The following is a 21547-nucleotide window of genomic DNA, read 5'->3' as shown; positions in this document are numbered from 1 at the left end:
GCGGGATCAGCGGCTTCGCGATCTCCCACAGCCCGTCCGGAACAATCCAGCTCCACGTACCCCGCCCCATACCGAGCTCAACGACACCTCACCACATAGGACACGGTCTAAGCTGCCCTTCCATGAGCACAGGGGGATCCGACAGACGGGTCGTGGACGGCCGGTTCGAACTGGTCGAACGGCTCGGCGGCGGGGGAATGGGCTGGGTGTGGCGGGCGCACGACCTCGCGCTGCACCGCGACGTCGCCGTGAAGGAGGTGCGGCCCCCCGATCCGGACCTGGCCGAGTACGACCCGGAGGGCGCCCGCACGCTGCGCGAGCGCGTCCTGCGGGAGGCCCGTGCGCTGGCCCGCGTCCACCACCCCAACGTCGTCACCATCCACCACATCGTCGACGGCGGGGACGACACCTACCCGTGGATCGTGATGGAGCTGGTGGAGGGCGGCTCGCTCCAGGACCGCCTGGAACGCGGCACGCTGACGCCCGTCGAGGCCGCGCGCCTGGGCCGCGAGGTGCTGTCCGCGCTGCGCGCCGCGCACGCCGTCGGCATCGAGCACCGCGACGTGAAACCGGCCAACGTCCTGCTGCGCCCCGACGGCCGGCCCGTGCTCACCGACTTCGGCATCGCCGCCGTCCGCGAGTCCGTCGGCCTCACCGCCACCGGGGCCGTCATCGGCTCACCCGACTTCATGGCCCCCGAGCGCGTCAGCGGCAAGGAGGGCGGCCCCGCCGCCGACCTGTGGTCCCTGGCGATGCTGCTGTACGTCGCCGTCGAGGGCCACCACCCGCTGCGCCGCGGCAGCACGCTCGCCACGCTGGCCGCCGTACTCGGCGAGGACGTGCCCGCACCCCGGCGGGCCGGGCCGCTGGCCGCCGCCCTCACCGCCCTGCTCGTCCGGGAGCCGCAGGGCCGTCCCGACGCGGAGCAGGTCGACCGGATGCTGGCCGCCGTCACCGACGGACCGGCTCCCCGGCCGCCGGTGGACGCGCCCGGCCCCTCGCCGACCTCCTATCCGCTCGCGCCCCCCGCTCCGGCGAACCCGGCGACGGGACCCGTCCCGGACCAGGTCACCGCCGCTCCCCACGGCACCGCCGCCCCCCACGGCACCGCGGCCACCGGACCGCACCGGCCGCGCCGCGCCCGCGGGGCGGCGATCGCCGCGGCCGCCGTGAGCACGGTGCTCACCGGTGTGCTCGTGTGGGCGCTGCTCCCGGACGCGGGCGGCGGCACCGACGACCCGGCCGCGCCGGGCGGCACCGCGGTCCGGACCACCGGGTCGACGACCACGTCCCCGGGCGCCGCGCCCGTGGACGGCACCGGTGACCGCACCGACCTCCTCGGCGCCGACGGCCTGCGCAAGGTGGTGGCGAAGCTGACGGAGGCGACGGGCGGCTCGAAGGTCACCAGTCTGGTCGTGTACGAGGAGTACGCCATCGCCACCGCCCCCGTGCCGGGCCGCCCCAAGCTGTACGACCGCTACATGTACCGGGGCGCGGACGTGGCGGTGAAGTTCGGCCCCGGCGGCACCACCACCGACGGCTCGGTCCCCCTCGACCTCGACGACGTCTCCTGGGACGCCGTGCCCGCGCTGCTCACCAGGGCCGACCGCATCCTCGGCGTCTCCGACCCCACCAGCCGCTACCTGATCGTCAACCCGGCCTCCACCCTCTTCGACAGCGACCCGAACCTGAGCGTCTACCTCTCCGACGAGTACGGCAGCGCCTACCTGAAGGCCGACCTCCGCGGCCGGGTCGTCGAGACCCACCCGCGGGACGACGGCTAGGGCGTCCGCGGCGCCGGTCCGCGACCGCCTCCACTTGCGGCGCATCCGGCGCCGCGCTTCGGTTGAAGGGACCCGTCGCCGCAGCGGGAGCTGCTCCTGCCGACGCCGTCGCCGGGTGGTGGGCCGTCCGGCGACCCGCGCGTCGCCGATGTGCGGGACGGCTCCCCCCGGCGCACCGTGCGCAGCGGCCGCGCGGACGCGGCGGAGGAGGCGGAGGAGAAGGAGGGCGAGACGGTATGACGCATCACAAATCCAACCGCGCCGTCGAGGGCGATCCGTACTCCGGCCACGGCGGAGGGCTGCCCCGGCGGCCCGACGAGGAGGAACTCGCGCGGCGCACCACCCTGGACCGACAGGAGGCGGGCCTGCCGGAGGGGCCCGCGGAGAACCCCGACCTCGTGTACCGGGAGGTGCACGAAGCGGTCGACCACGCGGTGGACAACGGGATGCTCCCGGGGGCCACCGCCACCCGGCGGACGAGGGAGGACTGAGCGCACGGGGCGGCCCGCCGGGGGCCGGGCTCCCCCTGGCCCCGCGGGCCCGCCCCGACGGCGGAAAGGGCCCGCGGACGCCAGTCCCGGGCCCTTCTCACCAGCGCTCGCGCACCGCTTCCGCGGCCGGTCAGGCGCCGCTCTCGCGGAGCATGTCCTCACGCTCGACGATCTTGACGCGCTCGCGGCCCTGCGGCTCGCCCAGCGCCTTCTCCGCCGCGTCCAGCTTGTACCAGCCCTCCCAGGTGGTCCAGCGCACGCCCCGCTCGGCGAGGAACGCGTCCACCGCCTCGGGAGCGGGGGAGGACGGCGTGTGCAGACGGCCGTGGGTGAAGTCGTCCAGCAGGTTCGACACCGTCTCGTTGGCGTCGCCCTTGGTGTGGCCGATCAGACCGACCGGGCCGCGCCTGATCCAGCCGGTGACGTACGTCGACTGCAGGTGCGCGCCGCTCTCCTCGATGACCCGGCCGCCCTCGTCCGGGACCGTGCCCGAGTCGATGTCCCAGGGCAGCTTCGGCAGCTTCTCCGAGAGGTAGCCGACGGCGCGGTAGACCGCCGTGACGTCCCAGTCCTTGAACTCGCCGGTGCCCTTGACGTTGCCGGTGCCGTCGAGGGCGGTGCGCTCGGTGCGCAGACCCACGACCCTGCCGTCCTCGCCGAGGATCTCCGCGGGCGACTCGAAGAAGTGCAGGAACAGCTTGTGCGGGCGGTCCCCGGTGTCGCGGATCGCCCAGTTCTCCAGCGTCTTGGCGACCATGTCGGCCTGCTTGTTGCCGCGCCGGGTGGCGATCGAGCCCTCGTCGTAGTCGATGTCCTCGGGGTCCACGACGACCTCGATGGTGGGGGAGTGGTCCAGCTCCCGCAGCTCCATCGGGGAGAACTTCGCCTGCGCCGGGCCGCGGCGGCCGAAGACGTGGATCTCCAGCGCCTTGTTGGCCTTCAGGCCCTCGTGGACGTTCGGGGGGATCTCGGTGGGCAGCAGCTCGTCGGCCGTCTTGGCGAGGATGCGGGCCACGTCCAGGGCGACGTTGCCGACGCCGAGGACGGCGACCTTCTCCGCCTCCAGCGGCCAGGTGCGCGGCACGTCCGGGTGACCGTCGTACCAGGACACGAAGTCGGCGGCGCCGTAGGAGCCGTCGAGACCGATGCCCGGGATCGACATCTCGCGGTCGGCCATGGCGCCGGTCGAGAAGATCACGGCGTCGTAGAAGGCGCGCAGGTCGTCCAGGTTCAGGTCGGCCGGGTAGTCGACGTTGCCGAAGAGACGTATCTGCGGCTTGTCGAGGACCTGGTGCAGGGCGGTGATGATGCCCTTGATCCGGGGGTGGTCGGGGGCCACGCCGTACCGGATCAGACCGAACGGGGCCGGCATGCGCTCGAAGAGGTCGATGGAGACACCGGGGTCGGTGGCCACATCCGACTTGAGCAGCGCGTCGGCGGCGTAGATCCCGGCGGGGCCGGCTCCGACGATGGCTACCCGCAGGGGGCGGGGCATGATCAGGTTCCCTTCGAGCGGTGACAGATCGACTCGGGGGAAGCCTAAACTGAGGCAAACCTAACCCGGTACGCGGGTCCGGTCTATGAGCCCATAAGCTTCATTTATGGGGTGGGGACGGCGTCCCGGACGACCCCGCAGAACCCCCGCGGAGCCCCCGCCGAACGCCCCCGGCCCGTCCCCGCCGGCCGGCTCAGGGCAGCGGCTGCTCCGCCCAGATCACCTTCCCCGTCGGCGTGTAGCGGGTCCCCCAGCGGTCCGTGAGCTGGGCGACCAGGAACAGCCCGCGCCCGCCCTCGTCCGTCATGGCCGCGTACCTCAGGTGCGGCGAGGTGTTGCTGCTGTCGGAGACCTCGCAGATCAGCGTGCGGTCGCGCAGCAGACGCACCCGGACGGGCGGGCTGCCGTACCGGATCGCGTTGGTGACCAGCTCGCTGAGGATCAGCTCCGTCGTGAACGACAGCTCCTCCAGCTCCCAGCGCGCCAGCTGCCGGGCCACCGCCGCCCGCACCTCGCCGACGGCCGCCGGGTCCACCGGCACCGCCCACTCGGCGACCCGGTCCGCGCCGAGCGCCCGGGTACGGGCCACGATCAGCGCGATGTCGTCGTTCGGGCGGGCCGGCAGCAGCGACTCCAGGACGACCCGGCAGGTGCCCTCGGGCGAGCCGTCGCCGTCCCCGAGCGCCACGCGCAGCCGCTCCAGGCCGGTGTCGATGTCCTGCTTGCGGTCCTCCACCAGCCCGTCGGTGTACAGCACCAGCCGGCTGCCCTCCGCCAGCTCCACCTCGGCCGTCTCGAAGGGCAGCCCGCCGAGCCCCAGCGGCGGACCCGCCGGGACGTCGAGGAACTCCACCCGCCCGTCGGGGTGGACCAGCGCGGGCGGCGGATGGCCGGCACGGGCGACGGCGCAGCACCGGGACACCGGGTCGTAGATCGCGTACAGGCAGGTCGCCCCCGCCACGGGCGCGGTGGTGCCGTCGGCGGTCTCGTCCTGGTCGATGCGCGCGACCAGTTCGTCGAGCAGCGAGAGAAGCTCCTCCGGCGCCAGGTCCAGGGCGGAGAAGTTGTGCACGGCGGTGCGCAGCCGCCCCATGGTGGCCGCCGCGTGCAGCCCGTGCCCGACGACGTCCCCGACGACCAGCGCGACGCGGGCCCCCGACAGCGGCAGCACGTCGAACCAGTCGCCGCCGACACCCGCCTGCGCGGGCAGGTAGCGGTAGGCGATGTCCAGGGCGCCCTGCTCGGGCAGCGTGCGCGGCAGCAGACTGCGCTGGAGGGTGACGGCCATGCTGTGCTCGCGGGTGAAGCGGCGCGCGTTGTCGATGGAGACCGCGGCCCGCGCCACCAGCTCCTCCGCGAGGGCGACCTCCTCCCGGTCGAAGGGCTGCGGCCGCTCCGAACGCCAGAAGCTGACCACGCCCAGCACCAGGGCCCCCGCCCGCACGGGCACGGTGATCAGCGAATGGATGCCGAACCCCACCACCTGCTCGGTCCGTTCCAGGTCCTGCGCCCGCCAGCCCGGCGACTCGGCGAGCCGGGCCTCCAGCACGGGCCGGCCCTCCGCCAGGCTGCGGGCCTGGGGGGACGATGCCACGAACCGGATCCGCCCGCCCACCGGGTACAGCGGCGCGCCCGCGCGGGTCGCGCTCATCGCCGTGCGCCGCAGGGCGCCCCGCGGCTCCGGTTCCTCGCCCTCCAGCACGGCGTCGAAGAGGTCGACGCACGCGAAGTCCGCGAACCGGGGCACGGCAAGCTCCGCCAGCTCCTCCGCGGTCCGCGTCACGTCCAGGCCCGTCCCGATGCCCACCCCGGCCGCGTACAGCATGTCCAGGCGCTCGCGCGCCGCCTCCGCCCGTCCGGACAGGGCGCGCAGCTCCGTCGAGTCGCGCAGCGTGGCGACGCTGCCGGCCGGGCCGCCCGCGAGGTCGGTGGGCCGCTGGTTGATCGCCAGCAGCCGCTCCCCGACCAGGTGCACCTCGTCGGTCGCCATCCGGCCGGAGGCGAGCAGCTCGGCGGTGTCGGCGTCCAGGCCCAGGTCGAACACCTTGCGCAGTTCGGCGTCCGGCGGCAGATCCAGCAGCCGGTGCGCCTCGTCGTTGGCGAGGAGCAGGTCGCCCTCGCCGTCGACGATGATCACCCCTTCGCGTACGGCGTGCAGGACCGCGTCGTGGTGCTCGTACATGCGGGTCATCTCGCGCGGGCCCAGACCGTGCGTCTGCCGCAGCAGGCGGCGGCTGACCAGGGCCGTGCCCCCGGTGGCCAGGGCGAGCGCCACCGCGGCCGTCGACAGCACCAGCGGCAGCTGACGGTTGGCGTTCCCGCCGACGCGGGCGGTGGTGATGCCGGCCGACACCAGCCCCGCGACCCGGCCGTCGGCCGTCTTCACCGGCACCACGGCCTGCACCAGCCGCCCGATCGTCCCGTCGACCTCCTCGACCACCGTCCCGCCGGCCTGCGCCGGGGCCAGCGTGCCGACGAACTTCTTGCCGATGCGGTCCGGTTTGGGGTGGGTGTAGCGGATGCCGTCCGGGCTCATGACGACGATGAAGTCGACCTCCGACGCCTCCCGCGCGGCCTCCGCCCGCGGCTGGAGCACGGCCGTCGGGTGGGGGCTGCGCAGCGCCGCCAGGATGCCGGGCGAGTTGGCGAAGGTCTGGGCGACGGCGAGCGAGCGGTTGCGGGCCTCCTCGGTGGTGTCGCGCCGCGCCTGGAGCACCAGGGCGACGACCGCGGCGACGACCAGCAACAGGACGACGACCACCTGCAGGACGAACACCTGCGCGGCGAGACTGCGCCCCCCGAGCGAGCTCTCGGGCGTGCGCCGCACCAGCGGGGCCCGGGGACGACGGGCCGGCCGGGCACCCGATCGCCCCAGGAGTCGGACCATGTGCCATGTCTACACTGCCCGGCTCCGTCAGGCGAGAGGCGTTACGCGATGTGACGGACCCCGGCAACCCTTGCGACGCCGACGGCACATGCGCCGCGAGCCGGTCCCGACGGCCCTGCCGGCCGCCGCGAGGCGGTTCGCCCCCGGTGCCCCCGGTGCCTTCCGGTGACGCCGGCGGCCCGGTCGATCCCGGCGGCGCCGCGGCGTCCGCGGCCCGGGCATCGCTACGGCGGCGGGTCGCGGCGGGCGGCGAGCAGCAGGGCTATGTCGTCGGGCCGGTCGGACGCCTGGCGGGCGGTCGCGGTGAGCCGGTCGGCCATGTCCGCGAGGGAACGCCCCCGCAGGGCGCCCGCTTCGGCCAGCGCCGCCCGCAGGGCATCGATGCCGTCGTCGATGTCGTGCCCCGGCCGCTCGACCAGCCCGTCCGTGTACAGCGCCAGCACGGCGCCCGGCTCCAGACGCAGCTCCGCCACCGCGTAGTGGGCGCGCGCGTCGACGCCGAGCACCATCCCCTCCGGCAGGTCCGCGACGTGCGTACGTCCGTCCGGGTGACGCAGCAGCGGCGGAAGGTGCCCGGCGTTGGCCACCCGGGCCAGACCGGTGGCCGGGTCCAGACGGACGTAGCAGCAACTGGCGAACTGACCGGGGTCGAGGTCGATCAGCAGCCGGTTCGTGCCGCTCATGACCTCTTCGGGCGGCCGGTCGCTCAGCGCGAAGGCCCGCACCGCGCTGCGCAGTTGCCCCATGGTCGCGGCAGCCTGCACCCCGTGCCCCTGGACGTCTCCGATGACCAGGGCCAGACCGTCCCCGGCCTCCACGACGTCGTACCAGTCGCCGCCCACCTCCATGCCCTCGGTGCCCGCCAGATAGCGTCCGGCGGTCTCCACGCCCGCGTGCTGCGACAGCCGCCGGGGCAGCAGGGCCTGCTGGAGCCCGCGGGCCAGGGCCGCCTCGGTGTCGTAGCGCTGGGCCTTCTCCATCGCGTGGGCGATCAGTCCGGCGAGTGCGGTCAGGACCGTGCGCTCCTCGGAGCTGAAACTGCGCGGGCGGTCGAAGCCGAGGATGCACGAGCCGACCGCGCGGCCGGAGGCGATCAGGGGGAGGAAGGCACGGGCGCCCTCCGCCGCGTCCATCGCGATGCCGGGGTAGGCCTCGGCGATCTGCTCCATCGAGTCGAAGAAGAGGGGGCGGCCGGTGGTGAGCGTCTCCACGCCCGGCAGCCGGGCGTCCAGCCCGACGCCCTCGAACGGCGACAGGAAACCCTCGGGGAAACCGCTCTCCCACGCCAGGTACAGATGTCTCTCGTGCAGCAGGTAGATGGCGATCCGGCGGCCGCCGAACGCGGGCAGCAGCTCCTGCATGACCACCGCCGACACCTGACGGGCGGTCACCGCCTCCGTCAGCGCGATGGCCAGCGCGACGGGCCGGTACGGCGGGGCGGTCGAGGCGGCGAGGTCGGGCGCGGGGGTGTCGGCCTCCACGTCGGCGGGGGGTTCGGCGGCCGTCGGGGCGTGCGGCACCCGGCTCGCCGGGACGGCGGTGCAGGTGAGGGTGTCGGGGCCGGGGTACACCGCCAGACTCAGCCAGTCGCCCTCGTACGGCCGCGGGGCCGCGGGCGGGTCGTGCCCCGGCCGGCCGTCCCGGCTGCCGGCGTCGTACGGCCGGGGCTCCCCGGAGTCGGGCCGGCGGACGTGGAAGTGCACCGGCTCCGGGCACAGCAGGGCGCCGCGCAGGTGTTCCTCGCACGCGGGCTGGTTCAGCCACGGCACGGTGTCCCAGAGGGACCGGCCGAGCAGCCGGTCCCGGGGGACGCCCAGGAGGTGCGCGGCGCGGGGGTTGGCGTAGACGACCAGCCCGAGCCGGTCGAGGCAGAAGACCCCCTGGGGCAGCAGGTCGGCGGCGCCGTCGGCCAGGGCGCCCGGACCCGGGTCGAGGAGGACCCCGGCGACGGGACGCGGGCCGGAGGCGGCTGCCACCGTGTCGGAGGGCCACAGCTCCAGCAGGCGCAGGCCGCCGTCGGCGAGGCGGACCTGCACGGGCCGGTGCTGGGGCCGGCCGTGGGCGGTCTCCCGCAGCAGGGCGGGCAGCCGCTGGGCGTCGGCCGGGTCGACGAACCGGGTCAGGGCGGCCGGCGTGCCCGGTTCCGGGTCCGGGGGCAGGCCCAGCAGGGCGCGGGCGGGACCGTCGGCGGTGACGGCGTCCGTCGCCGGGTCCCAGGTCAGGTGGCCGAAGCGGCCGGGCGGCCGGTCCAGGGCGGGCGGGCGCACGCACAGCGGCTCGGCGTCCCAGGTGACGCCGTCGCCCGCCGCCTCCCTCCGCAGCAGGGCGACGCCCAGGTACTCGGCGACGCGCTGCAGGCGGTCGCTCTCGGCCAGTACCGCCGCGGCGTCGTCGGCGGCCGGCCGCAGCACGGTCATCACCCCGAAGGTCCGGCCCGCCGCGCGGACGGGCACGTTGAGCGTCCCGAACTGGAACGGCAGCCCGGCCGCGAACTGCGGATAACGGCGCATGGCCTCCGTGGCGTTGGCGAGGACCACCGGGACGCCCAGCCGGTAGGCGTCGGCCACCGGGAACGGGCGGTCCACGCTCACCCGGTCCCACGGGCGGAACAGAGGTCCCGGCAGACCGGAGAGGACGGCGAGCCGCAGGAGTCCGGGCGTGCCGGAACACAGGTACAGGCCCCCGGCCCGGCCGCCCCCGGTCCGCAGCCCGTCCGCCACGGCCCCGGCCAGCAGCGCGGCTGGCGGAGCGGGCGGCTCCCGCCGGTCCCCGGCGCTCCCAGTCATCGACCCACCTCGTCCGTGCGCCGCCCGGAGGGCGACACAGCAAGAATGCGCCTCGCGGGGGCGGGTGTGCATCCGCGCGGGGCACCGGGACGCGGCTCCCGTCGAGGGACCGGTGGCTGACCCCGTCCGTCCGGGGTAACCGGCCCTCATGGGCGAGATACTGATCGGCTCCTGTTCGTGGACGGACCGGGCGCTCCTGGCCAGCGGCTGGTACCCGTCCGGACGGCGGGACGCGGAGGGCCGGTTGCGGCACTATGCCGAACACTTCCCCGTGGTCGAGGCCGACTCCCCGTACTACGCCCTGCCCTCGGAACGCACCAGTCTGCTGTGGGCGCAGCGCACACCGGACGGGTTCGTGTTCGACGTGAAGGCCTTCTCCCTGCTGACCGGCCACCCCACCCGGTCCGCGGTGCTGCCGCCGGGGCTGCCCGACGACGTCCGCTCGCCGAAGGCGCTCGACGAGGTGTGGCGGCGCTTCTCGGACGGCATCCTGCCGCTGCGCGAGGCGGGGCGGCTGGGTGCCGTCCTGTTCCAGTTCCCGCCGTGGCTGCGGCCCGGCCCACGCGCGCGTGCCGTCCTCGCCGCCTGCCGCGAGCGCACCGCGGGGTGGCCGGTCTGCGTGGAGTTCCGGCACCCCGACTGGTGGCGCGGGGAAGAGCGGCGTACGACCGGGGAACTGCTGCGGTCGTACGGCTTCTCCGCCGTCGCCGTCGACATGGAGCCGTCGCTGCCGACCGCGATCCCGCCGGTCACGCCCGTGACCTGCGAACGGCTGGCGGTCGTACGCTTCCACGGCCGCAGCCGCGCCTGGGGGACCGGCAGCAAGGAGGACCGCTTCCGGCACGAGTACACCGACGACGAACTGCGCGCATGGCTGCCCAGGGTGCGCGCGCTCGCCGACCGGGCCGAGCGGGTGCACGTGCTGTTCAACAACTGCTGCGCCGACGCGGCCGTGCGGGCCGCCGCCCGGATGCGGGAACTGGTCGCCGACCGGAGCACCTGACGGGACGTGGGAGGCGGGACGCGGCGGACGGTGCCGGGGCCGGGGTCTGAGGCGGGGCCGGTCCCGTCAGGCGGTCACCTCGAGCGTCTTCTTGGCCAGTTCGTACGCCGGCAGCATCGCCTCGTGCTCCTCGGTGTCCATGCCCCCGAGGTGGACGACGACCGGGCCGTCGGGCGTGCTCACGGCCAGGGCGCGCTCCTTCTTCGTCTCCTCCAGCAGCTCGCTCGTCGTGGTGTACTCCACCTCCGTGCCGGAGAGCGAACCGGTCGTGAACGAGCGGTACTCCGCCCCGCTCGCCCCCTCCTCGGCGGTCACGAAGCCCTCCAGCACGGCGCGGGCGTCGGCATCGCCGGGCCTGCCCGTCCACACCCGGAGGAAGCCGAGCTTGCCGGCCGGCTTGGCGTCGACCTCGCAGGCCATGGTGACCCGGCCCTGGTGCAGGAACGCGTCGGCGAGATCGTCGGTGATCTCGTTGCCGGTCTCGCCCTGCCGGGAGGCCGCGTCGATGGCCTCGGCCTCCCAGAACTCGGCGATGTCGAACGTGACGGGCAGCTCGCAGGCGGAGCCCGCGGCACCGATGCTCCCCCCGCGCGCCGCGACCTCGGCGGTGGCCGACGCCTTCGCCTTCGCACCGGACGCGTCCGGGGCGTCGCCCGACTCCCCGCACCCCGCCGCCGCCAGTCCCGTCAGGAGGGCCGCCGCCGTCAGGCCCCGCCATCCGTTCCCCACCCCGAAGCGCACCGCTGTCTCTCCTCCGCTCGAAACCGGTTTCCTGTTCGATACCGGCGGAGCACTGTAACCGAGGCGGGGACGACGCCGGAGGGGCAGGCCGACGCCGTCACGGGCGACGGCCCGCCGGGGTCAGCCCGGCGGGTCCGTGGTCCCGCCGGAACGGGAGCGGCGGTGGGCGGCCACCCGCTCGCGCGTGGCGCAGCGGCGCGAGCAGTAACGCCGTTCGGGGCCGCTGCCCTGGGCGATGAAGACGTGGTCGCAGGACGGGGACGCGCAGACGCGGCCGGGCGGGCGTTGACGGTCCCAGAGGAGGACCGCGAGCGACATGCCCGAGGAGGCGAGCAGCCACGCGTCCCACGGGCCGTCGTCCGCCCGGTCGAGGTGCGGGTGCCAGGGGGTGCGGCCGGCGTGCGAGCTGAGGCGGAGCGGACCGGTGTGCTCACGCAGCAGCCGGTTGAGGGCGGCCGCCGCGGCGTCGGTGTCCCCGGCGGCGAAGACCTCCCGCAGGAGGTGCCCGGCCGCCCGCATCCCGGCGACGTCCTCGGGCGTGAGGGCGACGGGGGCCGGTTCGCCGTGGGCGAGCAGGACCTCCGCGACGGCTTCGGGAGGAGGCGGTGGCCCGTCGGTCCCCAGCACGTTCAGGAGGGCGGCGGTGCGGCGGGCGGTGGCCAGGACCGAATGCCGTGTCGACCAGTCGCCGGTGGGTGGGAGCACGCCGCCAATGTAACGCATATTGATCAGGTTTGAGTTACCTCCGTAACGTCTCGCCGATGAGGAAGCGTCACCCCGTGCGCCGTCATCTGACCGGCGCCCTGCTCGCCCGCACGGGCGACGAGATGTCCGGTCCGGCCCTGCTGCTCGTGGCGTTCGCGCGCACCGGATCGGCGGCAGAGGCGTCGGCGCTGCTCGCCGCGGTCACGGTCGCCGCCGCGGCCGGCGGCCCCGTGCTGGGGGCGTGCCTCGACCGCGCCGAGCGCCCCGGCCGCCTGCTGGCGGCGGCCCTCGCCCTGCACGCCCTGGGCCTGACGGCCGTCGTGCTGTGTCTCGGCCGGGCCTCCTTCCCCGTCACCCTCCTCGTCGCCGTCCTGACCGGACTGCCCGGCCCCGCCCTCTCCGGTGGCTGGACGGCCCTGCTGCCCACCGCGACCGGGCCGGAACGGGTCACGGCCCTCGACGCGATGACCTTCAGCGCCGCGAGCCTGACGGGCCCCGCTCTCGCGAGCCTCACCGCCCGCCTGTTCGGGGCGCCCGTGGCGGTGGCGGCCTCGGCGGCCCTGATGTGCGCGGCGACGCCGATGACGCCGGCCCCGGTCACGGCGGAAACCGGCGCCCCGCCGCCGGGGGCGCGGGCACCCGCCCCGGAACGCGGGGCCGCCGCGGTCTCTCGGCGCGGGGCCAACGCTGCTGTTCCACGGTGCGGGGCCGTCGCTGTTCCACGGCGCCGGGCCACCACCGCCCCGTGGCGCGTACGGGCCCCGCGGTTCCCGGCGCGGCTCGCCCGCCCCCTCGCCGCCGAACTGCGGACCGGGACGCGCCAGGTCCTGGCGAACCCCCGGCTCGCCGCGGTCACCCTCGGATCGGTCGTCTCCTGCGCCGGCCAGGGCGTCCTGACCGCCTGCCTGCCGCTTCTCGGCGAACGGGTCCTCGGCGCCGCCGCGCACGGCGCCCTGCTCCTGTCCTGCTCGGCGGCGGCCGCCCTCGCCGCCAACGCCGTCCTCGCGCGCCGGACGCCCGCGCCGGACCCCGTGAAGGTCATGTGCGGCGGGGCCCTGCTCCAGGCCGCCGCGCTGGTCCTGGCGGCGGCGGGGGGAAACCCCGCCGCGCTGGTCGCCGCGGCCGTCGTGACCGGCGCGGGGGAGGGGCCGCAGCTCGCGGCCCTGTTCGCCGTACGGCACCGGGAGGCGCCGGAGCGGTTCCGCGCGCAGATCTTCACCACCGGCGCCAGCGCGAAGATCACCGCCTTCGCGGCCGGTGCGGCCGCGGCGGGTCCGCTGGGCACCTGGTCACCGCCCGGTGCCCTGCTGGTGGCGGCGGCGCTCCAGGTCGTCGCGGCGGGCGTCACCGGGGGACGCCGTCCGCGCCGCTGACCGGTGGGCCGCGCCCCGCCCGGCGCGGGAATGACCCGGCCACCGCCGCTGTTGTACCGCGCGACTGGCATGCACCGCTCAATGAGAGCGATGCCGGTGAAAGGAGGCCCCCATGGCACGCAGCACGGCGCGCCCCGTCGTCACCCTGAGGTCCACGGCCGGTACCGGCGCGACCTACGTCACCCGCAAGAACCGCCGCAACGACGCCGACCGGCTGGTCCTGCGCAAGTACGACTCCGTCGCCGGACGGCACGTCACGTTCCGCGAGGAGCGCTGACCGAGGAGCGCTGACCGAGGAGCGCCGACCGAGGAGCGCCGACCGAGGAGCGCCGACCGGGAAGGGCCGGGCCGAGGAGCACTGGCCGCAGATCGCGCCGGGCCGCACCGGCGCAGGCCCGCCGGCCGGACGGCGAAACCGGAGGCCCGCCGGCCGGGCCGTCACCGCGACGCCCCGTCGACCGGGGCGCGCTCCCCGCAAGGCGTCGGCCCGGCCGCCCCAGGACGTCGACCCCGGAGGGCCGACCCCGGAGGGCCACCACGGTCCCACACAGGAGGAGGCAGTCATGAAGGTGCGCAACTCCCTGCGCTCCCTGAAGTCCAGGCCCGGAGCGCAGGTCGTGCGCCGGAAGGGGGTCACCTTCGTCATCAACAAGAAGGAGCCCCGCTTCAAGGCCCGCCAGGGCTGAGGGCCCCGCAGCGGCCCGGTGGCCCGGGTTCCGGTCGATGCCGGAACCCGGGCCACCGGCCTGTCCGCCGCCGGTCACCCGCTCCGCCCACCCGTCGCGCGGACACCGCGCGGCCGTCCTACGGTGGGGAGCGGCCGGCTCTCCAGGGAACCCCGGCCGTTCCCGGCCGGCGCCGACTTCCCCCGTGTCCGATCCGGCCGGGAACCCCTTCCCACCGGCGACGCCGAGCCAGGCCGCCCGGTCGGAGGACAGTCCGTGGTCTTCGCTCCCGGAGGGGAACCCGTGCGGACATGAGCAACACCGCGCTGATCGTCATCGACATGATCAACACGTACGACCACGCCGACGCCGACCTGCTCCTGCCCTCGGCGCGCGAGGTGGTCCCGGCGGCGGCCGGGCTGCTGGAGCGGGCGCGCGGGGCGGACGTCCCGGTCGTCTACGTCAACGACAACTTCGGCGAGTGGCGCTCCCACCACGGCGAACTCCTCGGCACGGCCCTCTCCGGTCCGCACGCCGACCTCGTCGAGCCGTTGGTCCCCGACGACGACTCCCTCTTCGTGGTCAAGGCCCGGCACTCGATCTTCTTCGACACCCCGCTGGCCTACCTGCTCGACCAGCAGGACATCGACCACCTCGTCCTGTGCGGTCAGGTCACCGAGCAGTGCGTCCTCTACTCCGCGCTCGACGCCCACATCCGTCACCTCCGGGTGACCGTCCCGCGGGACGCGGTCGCCCACATCCACGCCGACCTCGCGGACGCGGCGCTGCGGATGATGGAACGCAACATGGGGGCACGACTGTGCGACAGCCGGGAACTGTGGAGCTGACCGACGCCCGGCGGCACGAACACCCCGGCGGACGGCGCCCGGTCGGGTCCGGCCCGGCGTCCTGCCTGATCACAGCCCCGGAGTGATCCCCGCCCGATCACAGCCTCGGAGTGATCCCCGAAGGCCTTCTCCGCGTCTACATGGGCGTATGACCCGGCGCGCGGGTCCGGCCCCCGAGCCGGCACCGCGCGCCGGGTACCGGATCCGGCCGCGCGCTCCCCGCGCGCGGCGAGCGGTGGGGGAGACCTTGGGGATCGTGCGTCCAGCACAGGAACGGCGGCACGGCGCCGGTGAGGGCCGTGCCGTGCGCGGCGACGCGACGGGCGAGCGGCCCGGCGCGGCGGCCCGCGTCACCGGCGCGGGCGCGTTCGTCCTGCGCATGCTGCGCGCCGAGGCGCACAGCATCGTCGTCGACCCGGTACGGCGACTGCTCCGACGCGGACCCGCCGGGCTGCTGCTCGCCGGTGTGGCCGTCGGGGGCGTCATCTTCTTCCACGCGCTCGCCCAGCGGCCCGCCGGGGCGGACGTCGTGCGGGCCGTCGGCGGTGTGCAGGGCGACCTCCCGCTGTGGCTGACCCTCCTGCGCACCCCGGTCTCGCTGTACGTCCCCGCGCTCGACCTGCCGGTCTGGGCCGGCATCACCCAGCTGTTCCTCGCCTTCGCGCTGGCGGAGAACAGCATCGGCCGGGCCCGCACCCTGGCCGTCGCCTACGCGACCACGCTGGCCGGCACCCTCACCGCACGGGTGATGATCACGGCCGGCCCGGACCGGTGGGGGTTCGGTCTGCCACCGGAGGCCGGCCAGGTGCTCGACACGGGCCCGTCGGCCGCGGTCGTGGGCCTTTTCACCTACATCTCCGTCGTGCGGCGGGCCCCCGTCGTCTTCACGCTCACCGGCGGCTCGATGGTGTGGGAGTCGGTGGCCAAGCCCAACCTCGCGGGACGCGAGCACCTGATAGCGGTGGCCGCCGCGATCGTCCTCGGTCTGCTCCACGGCCGACGGCACCCCGCCCGGTTCCGCGCCTGGTTCCCCACCCGGTTCACCGAAGGGCCTCGCACCTCGGGCGCGACCACGCCGGCCCGGCCGACGGCCCCGGGCGGTCCGCCCGCCCGGGGAACGGTCGGCCCGGCCGCCACGGGAGAGCCGGCCGCCACGGGAGAGCCGGCCGCCCGGGAGGGCGTCACCCCGACCGCCGCGAAGGCGCCCTCGTCCAGGGCTGACGCCCGGACGGGGGTGGATGTCTGAGAAACTCCCATGAATCTCCGGGGCGGTTGAACACTTCTGGGCCCGGCCGCGTATAGGGCCGCGGGGATTTCATGTCCTGGCCGCCGACGACGTTTTTTTGGAGCACTTCGTGGGACACAACAGGCGCAGGCGCCCGACGGGCGGACGACGGGCGACGTTCGCCGCGGTCGCGCTGATGCTCGGCGGCGGAGGACTGATGGCCGCGAACGTCTACGCCTCCGCCACCGAGGGCGGCCAAGGGCCCTGGACCTCCGGTTCCGTCACCATCGACTGCCCGGACGTGGGCAGTCGGCTGACCTCGGTGCCGGACGGCGCGGGCGAGGAGGTCGACCGCGAACTCGCCCTGCTGGACCAGCAGACAGCCGCGGCCTACCGCCAACTCCAGGACTCCGCCCAGGCCGTGCGCGACGACGCGGGCTTCGCCGACAACGCGGTGATGAACCCGTTGAAGGAGAAGCGCGCGGCGACCATCGACCGCATCGGGATCGCCATCGACCGCGTCGGCGACCGCCCCGAGGGCCTCGCCGACCTCGCCGCCTGCACGCTGCGCACCGCCGACGACAAGGCGGGTGAGGAAGCCGGGGGCAACGGCGGGAACGGCCAGGACCAGGGGAACGGCCAGGACCAGGGAGACGGTCAGAACCAGGGAGACGGCCAGAACCAGGGAGAAGGGCAGCAGGGCGGCGACGGGCAGCAGGACAACGGCGGCGGAGGCGGCGGCGGGCAGGGCGGCGGAGGCAACGGCGGGCAGGCGGGCAACGGCCCCGTGGCCGCCGACTTCGCGGACATCACGTCCGTCCAGCCCTCCCGGCAGGCCGCCGACCCCGGTGCCGGCCCCTCCAAGGGCACCTTCGCCACCAGCTGCGGCGTCAATGCGAACGGCCTGTTCAACTCCGACAACGTGATCGTCGCGCCCGGAGTCACCAACGGCGCCCACCACTTCCACGACTACGTGGGCAACCAGGCCAACGACGCCTTCGCCTCGGACGACGACCTCGCGAACGGCGAGACCAGCTGCGTCGACCAGGGCGACAGGTCGTCCTACTTCTGGCCCGTGCTGCGACTGCAGAACGGCGCCCAGGAGAAGGACGCCCAGTCCCCCGGCGGCGGCGTGGAGGGCAACGCGGGCGAGATCGTCACGCCCAAGGAGGCCACCATGACCTTCGTGGGCAACCCGCGCTCCACCGTCACGGCCATGCCCCGGCTGCTGCGCATCATCACCGGCGACGCCAAGGCCTTCGTCAACGGCACGGCCAACGCCAACGCCTCGTGGAGCTGCACCGGCTTCGAGGACCGGCAGCTGAAGGACAAGTACCCGGTCTGCCCGGACGGCAGCGACGTCGTGCGCACCTTCCGCTTCCAGAGCTGCTGGGACGGCAACAACATCGACAGCGCCAACCACCGCACCCACGTGGCGTTCGCGGCGGCGGACGGAAGCTGCCCGGCGGGCTTCAAGGCCATCCCGCAGCTGGTGCAGCGCATCGTCTACGACGTCGACGCGCCGAGCCTCCAGGACGGCGGCCGTACGACCCCGCTGTTCGCGGTGGACTCCTTCCCCGAGCAGCTGCACAAGCCGGTCACGGACCACGGTGACTTCATCAACGTCTTCGACGAGGACCTGATGAACGAGATGGTCGCCTGCATCAACGAGGGCCGCACCTGCGGCGCCGGCACGGGCGGCGACAACGCCGGTGGCGGCAATGGCGGTGGCGGCAACGGCGGTGGCGCTGACAACACCGGTGGTGACAACGGCGGAGCCGACAACGGCGGCGGTGACAACGCCGGTGGCGCCGACCAGGGCGGCCAGGACCAGGGCGGCCAGGACCAGGGCGCAGGTCAGCAGCAGCCCCCCGCCCAGAACACGCAGGAGCCCGGGACCGAGCCCGCCGCGGGCGGCGCCGGCTCCGTCGACACCCCCCGCACCGCGGAGCCCCGCGTCGACACGAAACCCCGCGTCGACACGAAGCCGACCGCGAAGTCGACCGCGCCGGCGGCGGAGATCCCCGCCCAGGAGGCCGACGCCGAGAACGAGATCGGTGCCCCCGCGACGGCTCCCGAGGAGAGCCCGGTCGCGGCGGACACGGGTGACACCCCGCCCCCCGTCCCCGCACCGCAGGCCCAGGGCGGTCTGGCCGAGACCGGCGCCAACCTGTGGCCGGCCGCCGCGGGCGCGCTGCTGCTGATCGGCGGGTTCGTGCTCCTGCGCCGTTCCGCGAAGCGCCCGTACTGAGGTTCCGCCGGACAACCGCCGCGCACGGGCACGAACGGGTGCTCCCCGACGACCTCCCCTACGACGAGCCCTGGGGCTGGATGCAGCCCACCCGGCACGCGTACGGCGCCCTGCTGCTCGAACAGGGCCGGGTCGCCGAGGCGGAGGCGGTCTACCGGGCCGACCTGGGTCTCGACGACTCGCTGCCCCGGCCCTCCCAGCACCCGGACAACATCTGGTCCCTGCACGGACTGCACGAGTGCCTCGTCCGGCTGGGCAAGGACGGCGAGGCGCGGATCGTGGCCCAGCAGCTGAAGTTCGCGGACGCGCTGACGGACGTACCCGTCGAGGCGTCCTGCTTCTGCCGTCTCGACACCGCGTCCGGGGCCCCCGGCACGAGCGGCTGCTGCGGCATGGACAATTGACCTGGCGCCCGCCCGGGATGCCGAGCCGCCCCGCCGTCCCCACGATGGACGCAGGAGGCGGGTCCGATGCCCGGGTGCGGACATCCGGAGCGGACGGCGGCACGATGGCGCGGGCCACGTGGGACAGGGGGACCTCGGAGCATGGCGGGCGCAGGGTGAACGAGACGAGCGCGAAGAGGACGACGGACACCGGCCGGCCCTCCGGGGGGATCGGCCGCGCCCGCGGCTGGGCTCGACTGGCCCTGGTCCTGCTCGCCGGCTGCGTCGCCGTCGTCCTCTCGGGCTTCGACTCCGGCGGCTGGCTGATCCTGCTCACCGGGTTCGCCGGGCTCGCGCTCGCCGGCGCCGGCATCTGGTGGATGCTGGCACACCGCGGCGGGGCCCGGCTGGTGGGGGCATCGCTGGCCGTGGCCGCACCCGTGGCCGTGCTGGTGCTGTACGCCGCGTCCGGGCTGTGGATCGTGGCCGTCGGCGCGCTCGCCCTGTGGACGGCGGCCCTCGCCTCGGCCCGCTCCGCGCTGCGCAGCCTGCGCCGCCCGCGCGGCATGCACACCCGCAGGACCCCGCCCCCGAAGCGTCCGGTGCTGCTGATGAACGTGCGCTCGGGCGGCGGCAAGGTCGAGCGGTTCGACCTGGTCAAGCGGGCCGAGGCGCTGGGCGCCCGGGTGATCGTGCTCGGCCCGGACGACTACCCCGACCCCGCGCAGGTGGCCCGGCAGGCCGTGGCCGACGGCGCCGACCTGCTCGGGGTCGCGGGCGGCGACGGCACCCAGGCGCTCGTGGCGGCCGTGGCCGCCGACCACGGACTGCCCTTCCTGGTCATCGCCGCCGGCACCCGCAACCACTTCGCCATGGACCTGGGCCTGGACCGCACCGACCCGGTGCGCAGCCTCGACGCCCTGACCGACGGCGTGGAGCTCCGCGTCGACCTCGGCGACATCGACGGCCGGCCGTTCGTCAACACCGTGTCGTTCGGGGCGTACGCGGAGATCGTGCAGAGCCCGGCGTACCGCGACGCCAAGGCCGCCACCTTCCTGGAGCACCTGCCGGACCTGCTCGCGGGTGAGGCCGGCGCGACCCTCGACGTGCACACCGACCACACCCGGCTGCACGCCCCGCAGGCGCTCCTGGTCAGCAACAACCCCTACGCCCGCGCCGACCCGTTCGGCGGGGGCCGCCGCCCCCGCCTGGACACCGGCCGGCTCGGCGTCATCGGCATCCGCGTGGAGGGACCGGGGCAGGCCGCCGAACTGGTCCTGCTCGGCGAACGCGCCAGCGGCATCACGTCCGTGACGTCCCGCCGGGTCACCGTGGAGGCGCCCGGGGGGCACATCCCGGTGGCCGTCGACGGCGAGGCGCTCGACCTGCCCGTCCCGGTCGTGTGCACGCTGCGGCCCGGCGCGCTCCGGGTGCGGGTGCCCCGCCACCGTCCGGGCGCCCCCTACGCGCCGCCCGCCGTCGACTGGCGGCGCATCGTCGCCCTCGCACTCGGCCGCACCGACACCCGCACGATCCAGGAGACGCACGATGTCTGACCGCCGAACCGAGCCGCGCAGCCGCACGCCGCACCTGGTGCGCGACCTCGCCACCCTCGACCAGGCCCTCTACGAGACCGTCACCGTGACCAGGACACCCACCCTGGACACCGCGTTGCGCCGGCTGTCCGCCGCGTCGGACCACTCGAAACTGTCCTTCGTGATCGCCGGTGGGCTCGCCCTGAGCGGCGGCCGGGCCCGGCGCGCCGCCGCCCTGGGCGTCGCGGCCATCGGGGTCGCCTCGGCGAGCGCCAACCTGCTCGGCAAGCGACTCGTCCGCCGTCCGCGCCCGCACCGCGCCGTCGACTCGCCGTTCCCGGGGCGGCACGTGCCGATGCCGGACTCCGCCTCGTTCCCGTCCGGGCACACGGCGTCGGCCGTCGCCTTCGCGGCCGCCGTCGGCCAGGCGTTCCCGGTCGCCGCCGTCCCGCTGGGCCTGCTCGCCTGCGCGGTGGGCTACTCGCGCGTCCACACCGGGGTGCACTACCCGGGCGACGTCGTGGCCGGCGCGCTCCTGGGGACGGGGGCGGCGGCCGTGGTGCTGGGCGCGGCGGCCCGGCTGGACGGTTGACAGCAAGAACGGCTGAGGGCGGGGACGGCTGAGGCGAGGGCCGGAGGCGGCTACCGCCGTCCGCAGTGCAGGAAGACGTGCGGCTCGGGTACGGCCTCGGGATGGTCGGGGGTGAACAGCAGGTTCTCCTCGGCCAGCACCGTCAGCCCCGCGCCGCTCACCGTCTCGACGAGGTCGTCGCGGGCGAAGCTGGTGACCCGCACCGGCTGCCCCATGAACACCGCCTCCACGCCCTCCACGTCCAGCGGCACCGTGGCGAGGACGAGGCTGCCGCCCGGCACCAGGGCCCGTGCCAGCCGGCCGACCAGTGCGCCCTGCTCGGCGCGGTCCATCTGGAGCAGGGAGAAGTAGACGCAGACCGCGTGGAACGAGCCATCTTCCAGCGGCAGTTCCCGTACGTCGACGCACCGGAACGTCGCCCGGGGGACCTGCCGGGCGGCGAGGCCGACCATGACGGGGGAGACGTCGACGCCCAGCACGTCGTGCCCGGCGTCCGCCAGGGTCTCGGCCGTCGGCCGGCCCGTCCCGCTGCCCACGTCCAGCACCCGGCTGCCCGGCGCGAGCCGTCCGAGCAGCCACCGCAACGATCGGTGATGCCCCTCGGAGTGGGCGAAGGCCTTCTCGTACCCGGATCCGAGCGCGTCGAACACCGCCGCCGCGCGCCGCTTCCCGTCCTCGCCGGTCACGCCGGCCTCCCGTCGTGGTGGGCGGGCCCCGCGCCCGCGCGGCCCTGACGGCGCCTCAGTGTAGGGGCGGGCCGGACGCGCCGTGGCTGGTTTCCGC

Annotated in this window: 17 protein-coding genes and 1 pseudogene; 12 read left to right on the top strand and 6 right to left on the bottom strand. The window is 75.2% G+C overall.

Going from position 1 to position 21547, the window contains the following annotated elements; all coding sequences use genetic code 11:
* Positions 1–122: 122 nt before the first annotated feature.
* On the top strand, positions 123–1784 hold the full coding sequence (locus ACH4N1_RS28810; RefSeq protein WP_398101582.1) for a protein kinase: 1662 nt from the start codon (positions 123–125) through the stop codon (positions 1782–1784).
* 236 nt (positions 1785–2020) lie between these two features.
* Entirely contained in the window at positions 2021–2275 is a 255-nt protein-coding gene (locus ACH4N1_RS28805; protein WP_398101579.1) for a hypothetical protein, read from the top strand.
* Between the two features lie 130 nt (positions 2276–2405).
* On the opposite strand, the gene ACH4N1_RS28800 is transcribed toward ACH4N1_RS28805, so the two are convergent.
* The 3 genes from ACH4N1_RS28800 to ACH4N1_RS28790 form a co-directional block, all read right to left on the bottom strand.
* Positions 2406–3770 (bottom strand): FAD-dependent oxidoreductase, encoded by a 1365-nt coding sequence (locus ACH4N1_RS28800; RefSeq protein WP_398101576.1) that lies wholly within the window; start codon positions 3768–3770, stop codon positions 2406–2408.
* Between the two features lie 193 nt (positions 3771–3963).
* Positions 3964–6657, bottom strand: coding sequence for a SpoIIE family protein phosphatase (locus tag ACH4N1_RS28795; protein WP_398101573.1), 2694 nt, complete (start codon positions 6655–6657; stop codon positions 3964–3966).
* A gap of 224 nt (positions 6658–6881) precedes the next feature.
* Complete coding sequence (locus tag ACH4N1_RS28790; protein WP_398101570.1) at positions 6882–9443, bottom strand: SpoIIE family protein phosphatase; 2562 nt, start codon at positions 9441–9443, stop codon at positions 6882–6884.
* Between the two features lie 148 nt (positions 9444–9591).
* Between ACH4N1_RS28790 and ACH4N1_RS28785 the strand changes: the two genes are divergently transcribed.
* Entirely contained in the window at positions 9592–10446 is an 855-nt protein-coding gene (locus tag ACH4N1_RS28785; RefSeq protein ID WP_398101567.1) for a DUF72 domain-containing protein, read from the top strand.
* A 66-nt stretch (positions 10447–10512) separates the two neighbouring features.
* Here the strand turns inward: ACH4N1_RS28785 and ACH4N1_RS28780 are convergent, their stop codons facing one another.
* Together ACH4N1_RS28780 and ACH4N1_RS28775 are read right to left on the bottom strand one after the other, a co-directional pair.
* On the bottom strand, positions 10513–11187 hold the full coding sequence (locus tag ACH4N1_RS28780) for a lipoprotein (protein WP_398101564.1): 675 nt from the start codon (positions 11185–11187) through the stop codon (positions 10513–10515).
* A 120-nt stretch (positions 11188–11307) separates the two neighbouring features.
* Complete coding sequence (locus ACH4N1_RS28775; RefSeq protein WP_398101562.1) at positions 11308–11910, bottom strand: CGNR zinc finger domain-containing protein; 603 nt, start codon at positions 11908–11910, stop codon at positions 11308–11310.
* Positions 11911–11948: 38 nt separating this feature from the next.
* Here ACH4N1_RS28775 and ACH4N1_RS28770 point away from each other — a divergent pair, with 38 nt between their 5' ends.
* From ACH4N1_RS28770 to ACH4N1_RS28730, 9 genes and pseudogenes are all read left to right on the top strand, one after another.
* Complete coding sequence (locus ACH4N1_RS28770; protein WP_398101559.1) at positions 11949–13265, top strand: MFS transporter; 1317 nt, start codon at positions 11949–11951, stop codon at positions 13263–13265.
* Between the two features lie 112 nt (positions 13266–13377).
* Positions 13378–13542 (top strand): 50S ribosomal protein L33, encoded by a 165-nt coding sequence (gene rpmG, locus ACH4N1_RS28765; protein WP_073498959.1) that lies wholly within the window; start codon positions 13378–13380, stop codon positions 13540–13542.
* Between the two features lie 286 nt (positions 13543–13828).
* The gene (gene ykgO, locus ACH4N1_RS28760) at positions 13829–13951 is read left to right on the top strand and encodes a type B 50S ribosomal protein L36 (RefSeq protein ID WP_073498960.1); all 123 of its coding nucleotides are present in this window, start codon (positions 13829–13831) and stop codon (positions 13949–13951) included.
* A 290-nt stretch (positions 13952–14241) separates the two neighbouring features.
* Complete coding sequence (locus ACH4N1_RS28755; protein ID WP_398101555.1) at positions 14242–14778, top strand: isochorismatase family cysteine hydrolase; 537 nt, start codon at positions 14242–14244, stop codon at positions 14776–14778.
* 256 nt (positions 14779–15034) lie between these two features.
* Entirely contained in the window at positions 15035–16024 is a 990-nt protein-coding gene (locus tag ACH4N1_RS28750; protein ID WP_398101552.1) for a hypothetical protein, read from the top strand.
* A gap of 196 nt (positions 16025–16220) precedes the next feature.
* Complete coding sequence (locus tag ACH4N1_RS28745) at positions 16221–18254, top strand: DUF1996 domain-containing protein (RefSeq protein WP_398101608.1); 2034 nt, start codon at positions 16221–16223, stop codon at positions 18252–18254.
* A gap of 41 nt (positions 18255–18295) precedes the next feature.
* Positions 18296–18658: pseudogene (locus ACH4N1_RS28740) on the top strand (hypothetical protein); the annotation flags it as partial.
* A 155-nt stretch (positions 18659–18813) separates the two neighbouring features.
* Positions 18814–20193 (top strand): diacylglycerol/lipid kinase family protein, encoded by a 1380-nt coding sequence (locus ACH4N1_RS28735; RefSeq protein WP_398101549.1) that lies wholly within the window; start codon positions 18814–18816, stop codon positions 20191–20193.
* Complete coding sequence (locus ACH4N1_RS28730) at positions 20186–20764, top strand: phosphatase PAP2 family protein (RefSeq protein WP_366056415.1); 579 nt, start codon at positions 20186–20188, stop codon at positions 20762–20764. Before ACH4N1_RS28735 ends, ACH4N1_RS28730 begins: the two co-directional genes overlap by 8 nt.
* A gap of 50 nt (positions 20765–20814) precedes the next feature.
* Here ACH4N1_RS28730 and ACH4N1_RS28725 read toward each other — a convergent pair whose 3' ends face one another.
* The gene (locus tag ACH4N1_RS28725; RefSeq protein ID WP_398101546.1) at positions 20815–21450 is read right to left on the bottom strand and encodes a class I SAM-dependent methyltransferase; all 636 of its coding nucleotides are present in this window, start codon (positions 21448–21450) and stop codon (positions 20815–20817) included.
* Positions 21451–21547: the final 97 nt, after the last annotated feature.

Source organism: Streptomyces sp. NPDC017202, from assembly GCF_044331705.1.
Classification (GTDB): Bacteria; Actinomycetota; Actinomycetes; order Streptomycetales; family Streptomycetaceae; genus Streptomyces.
The sequence above is the reverse complement of the archived record's forward strand: the minus strand, read 5'-3'. Positions and strand labels throughout refer to the sequence as shown.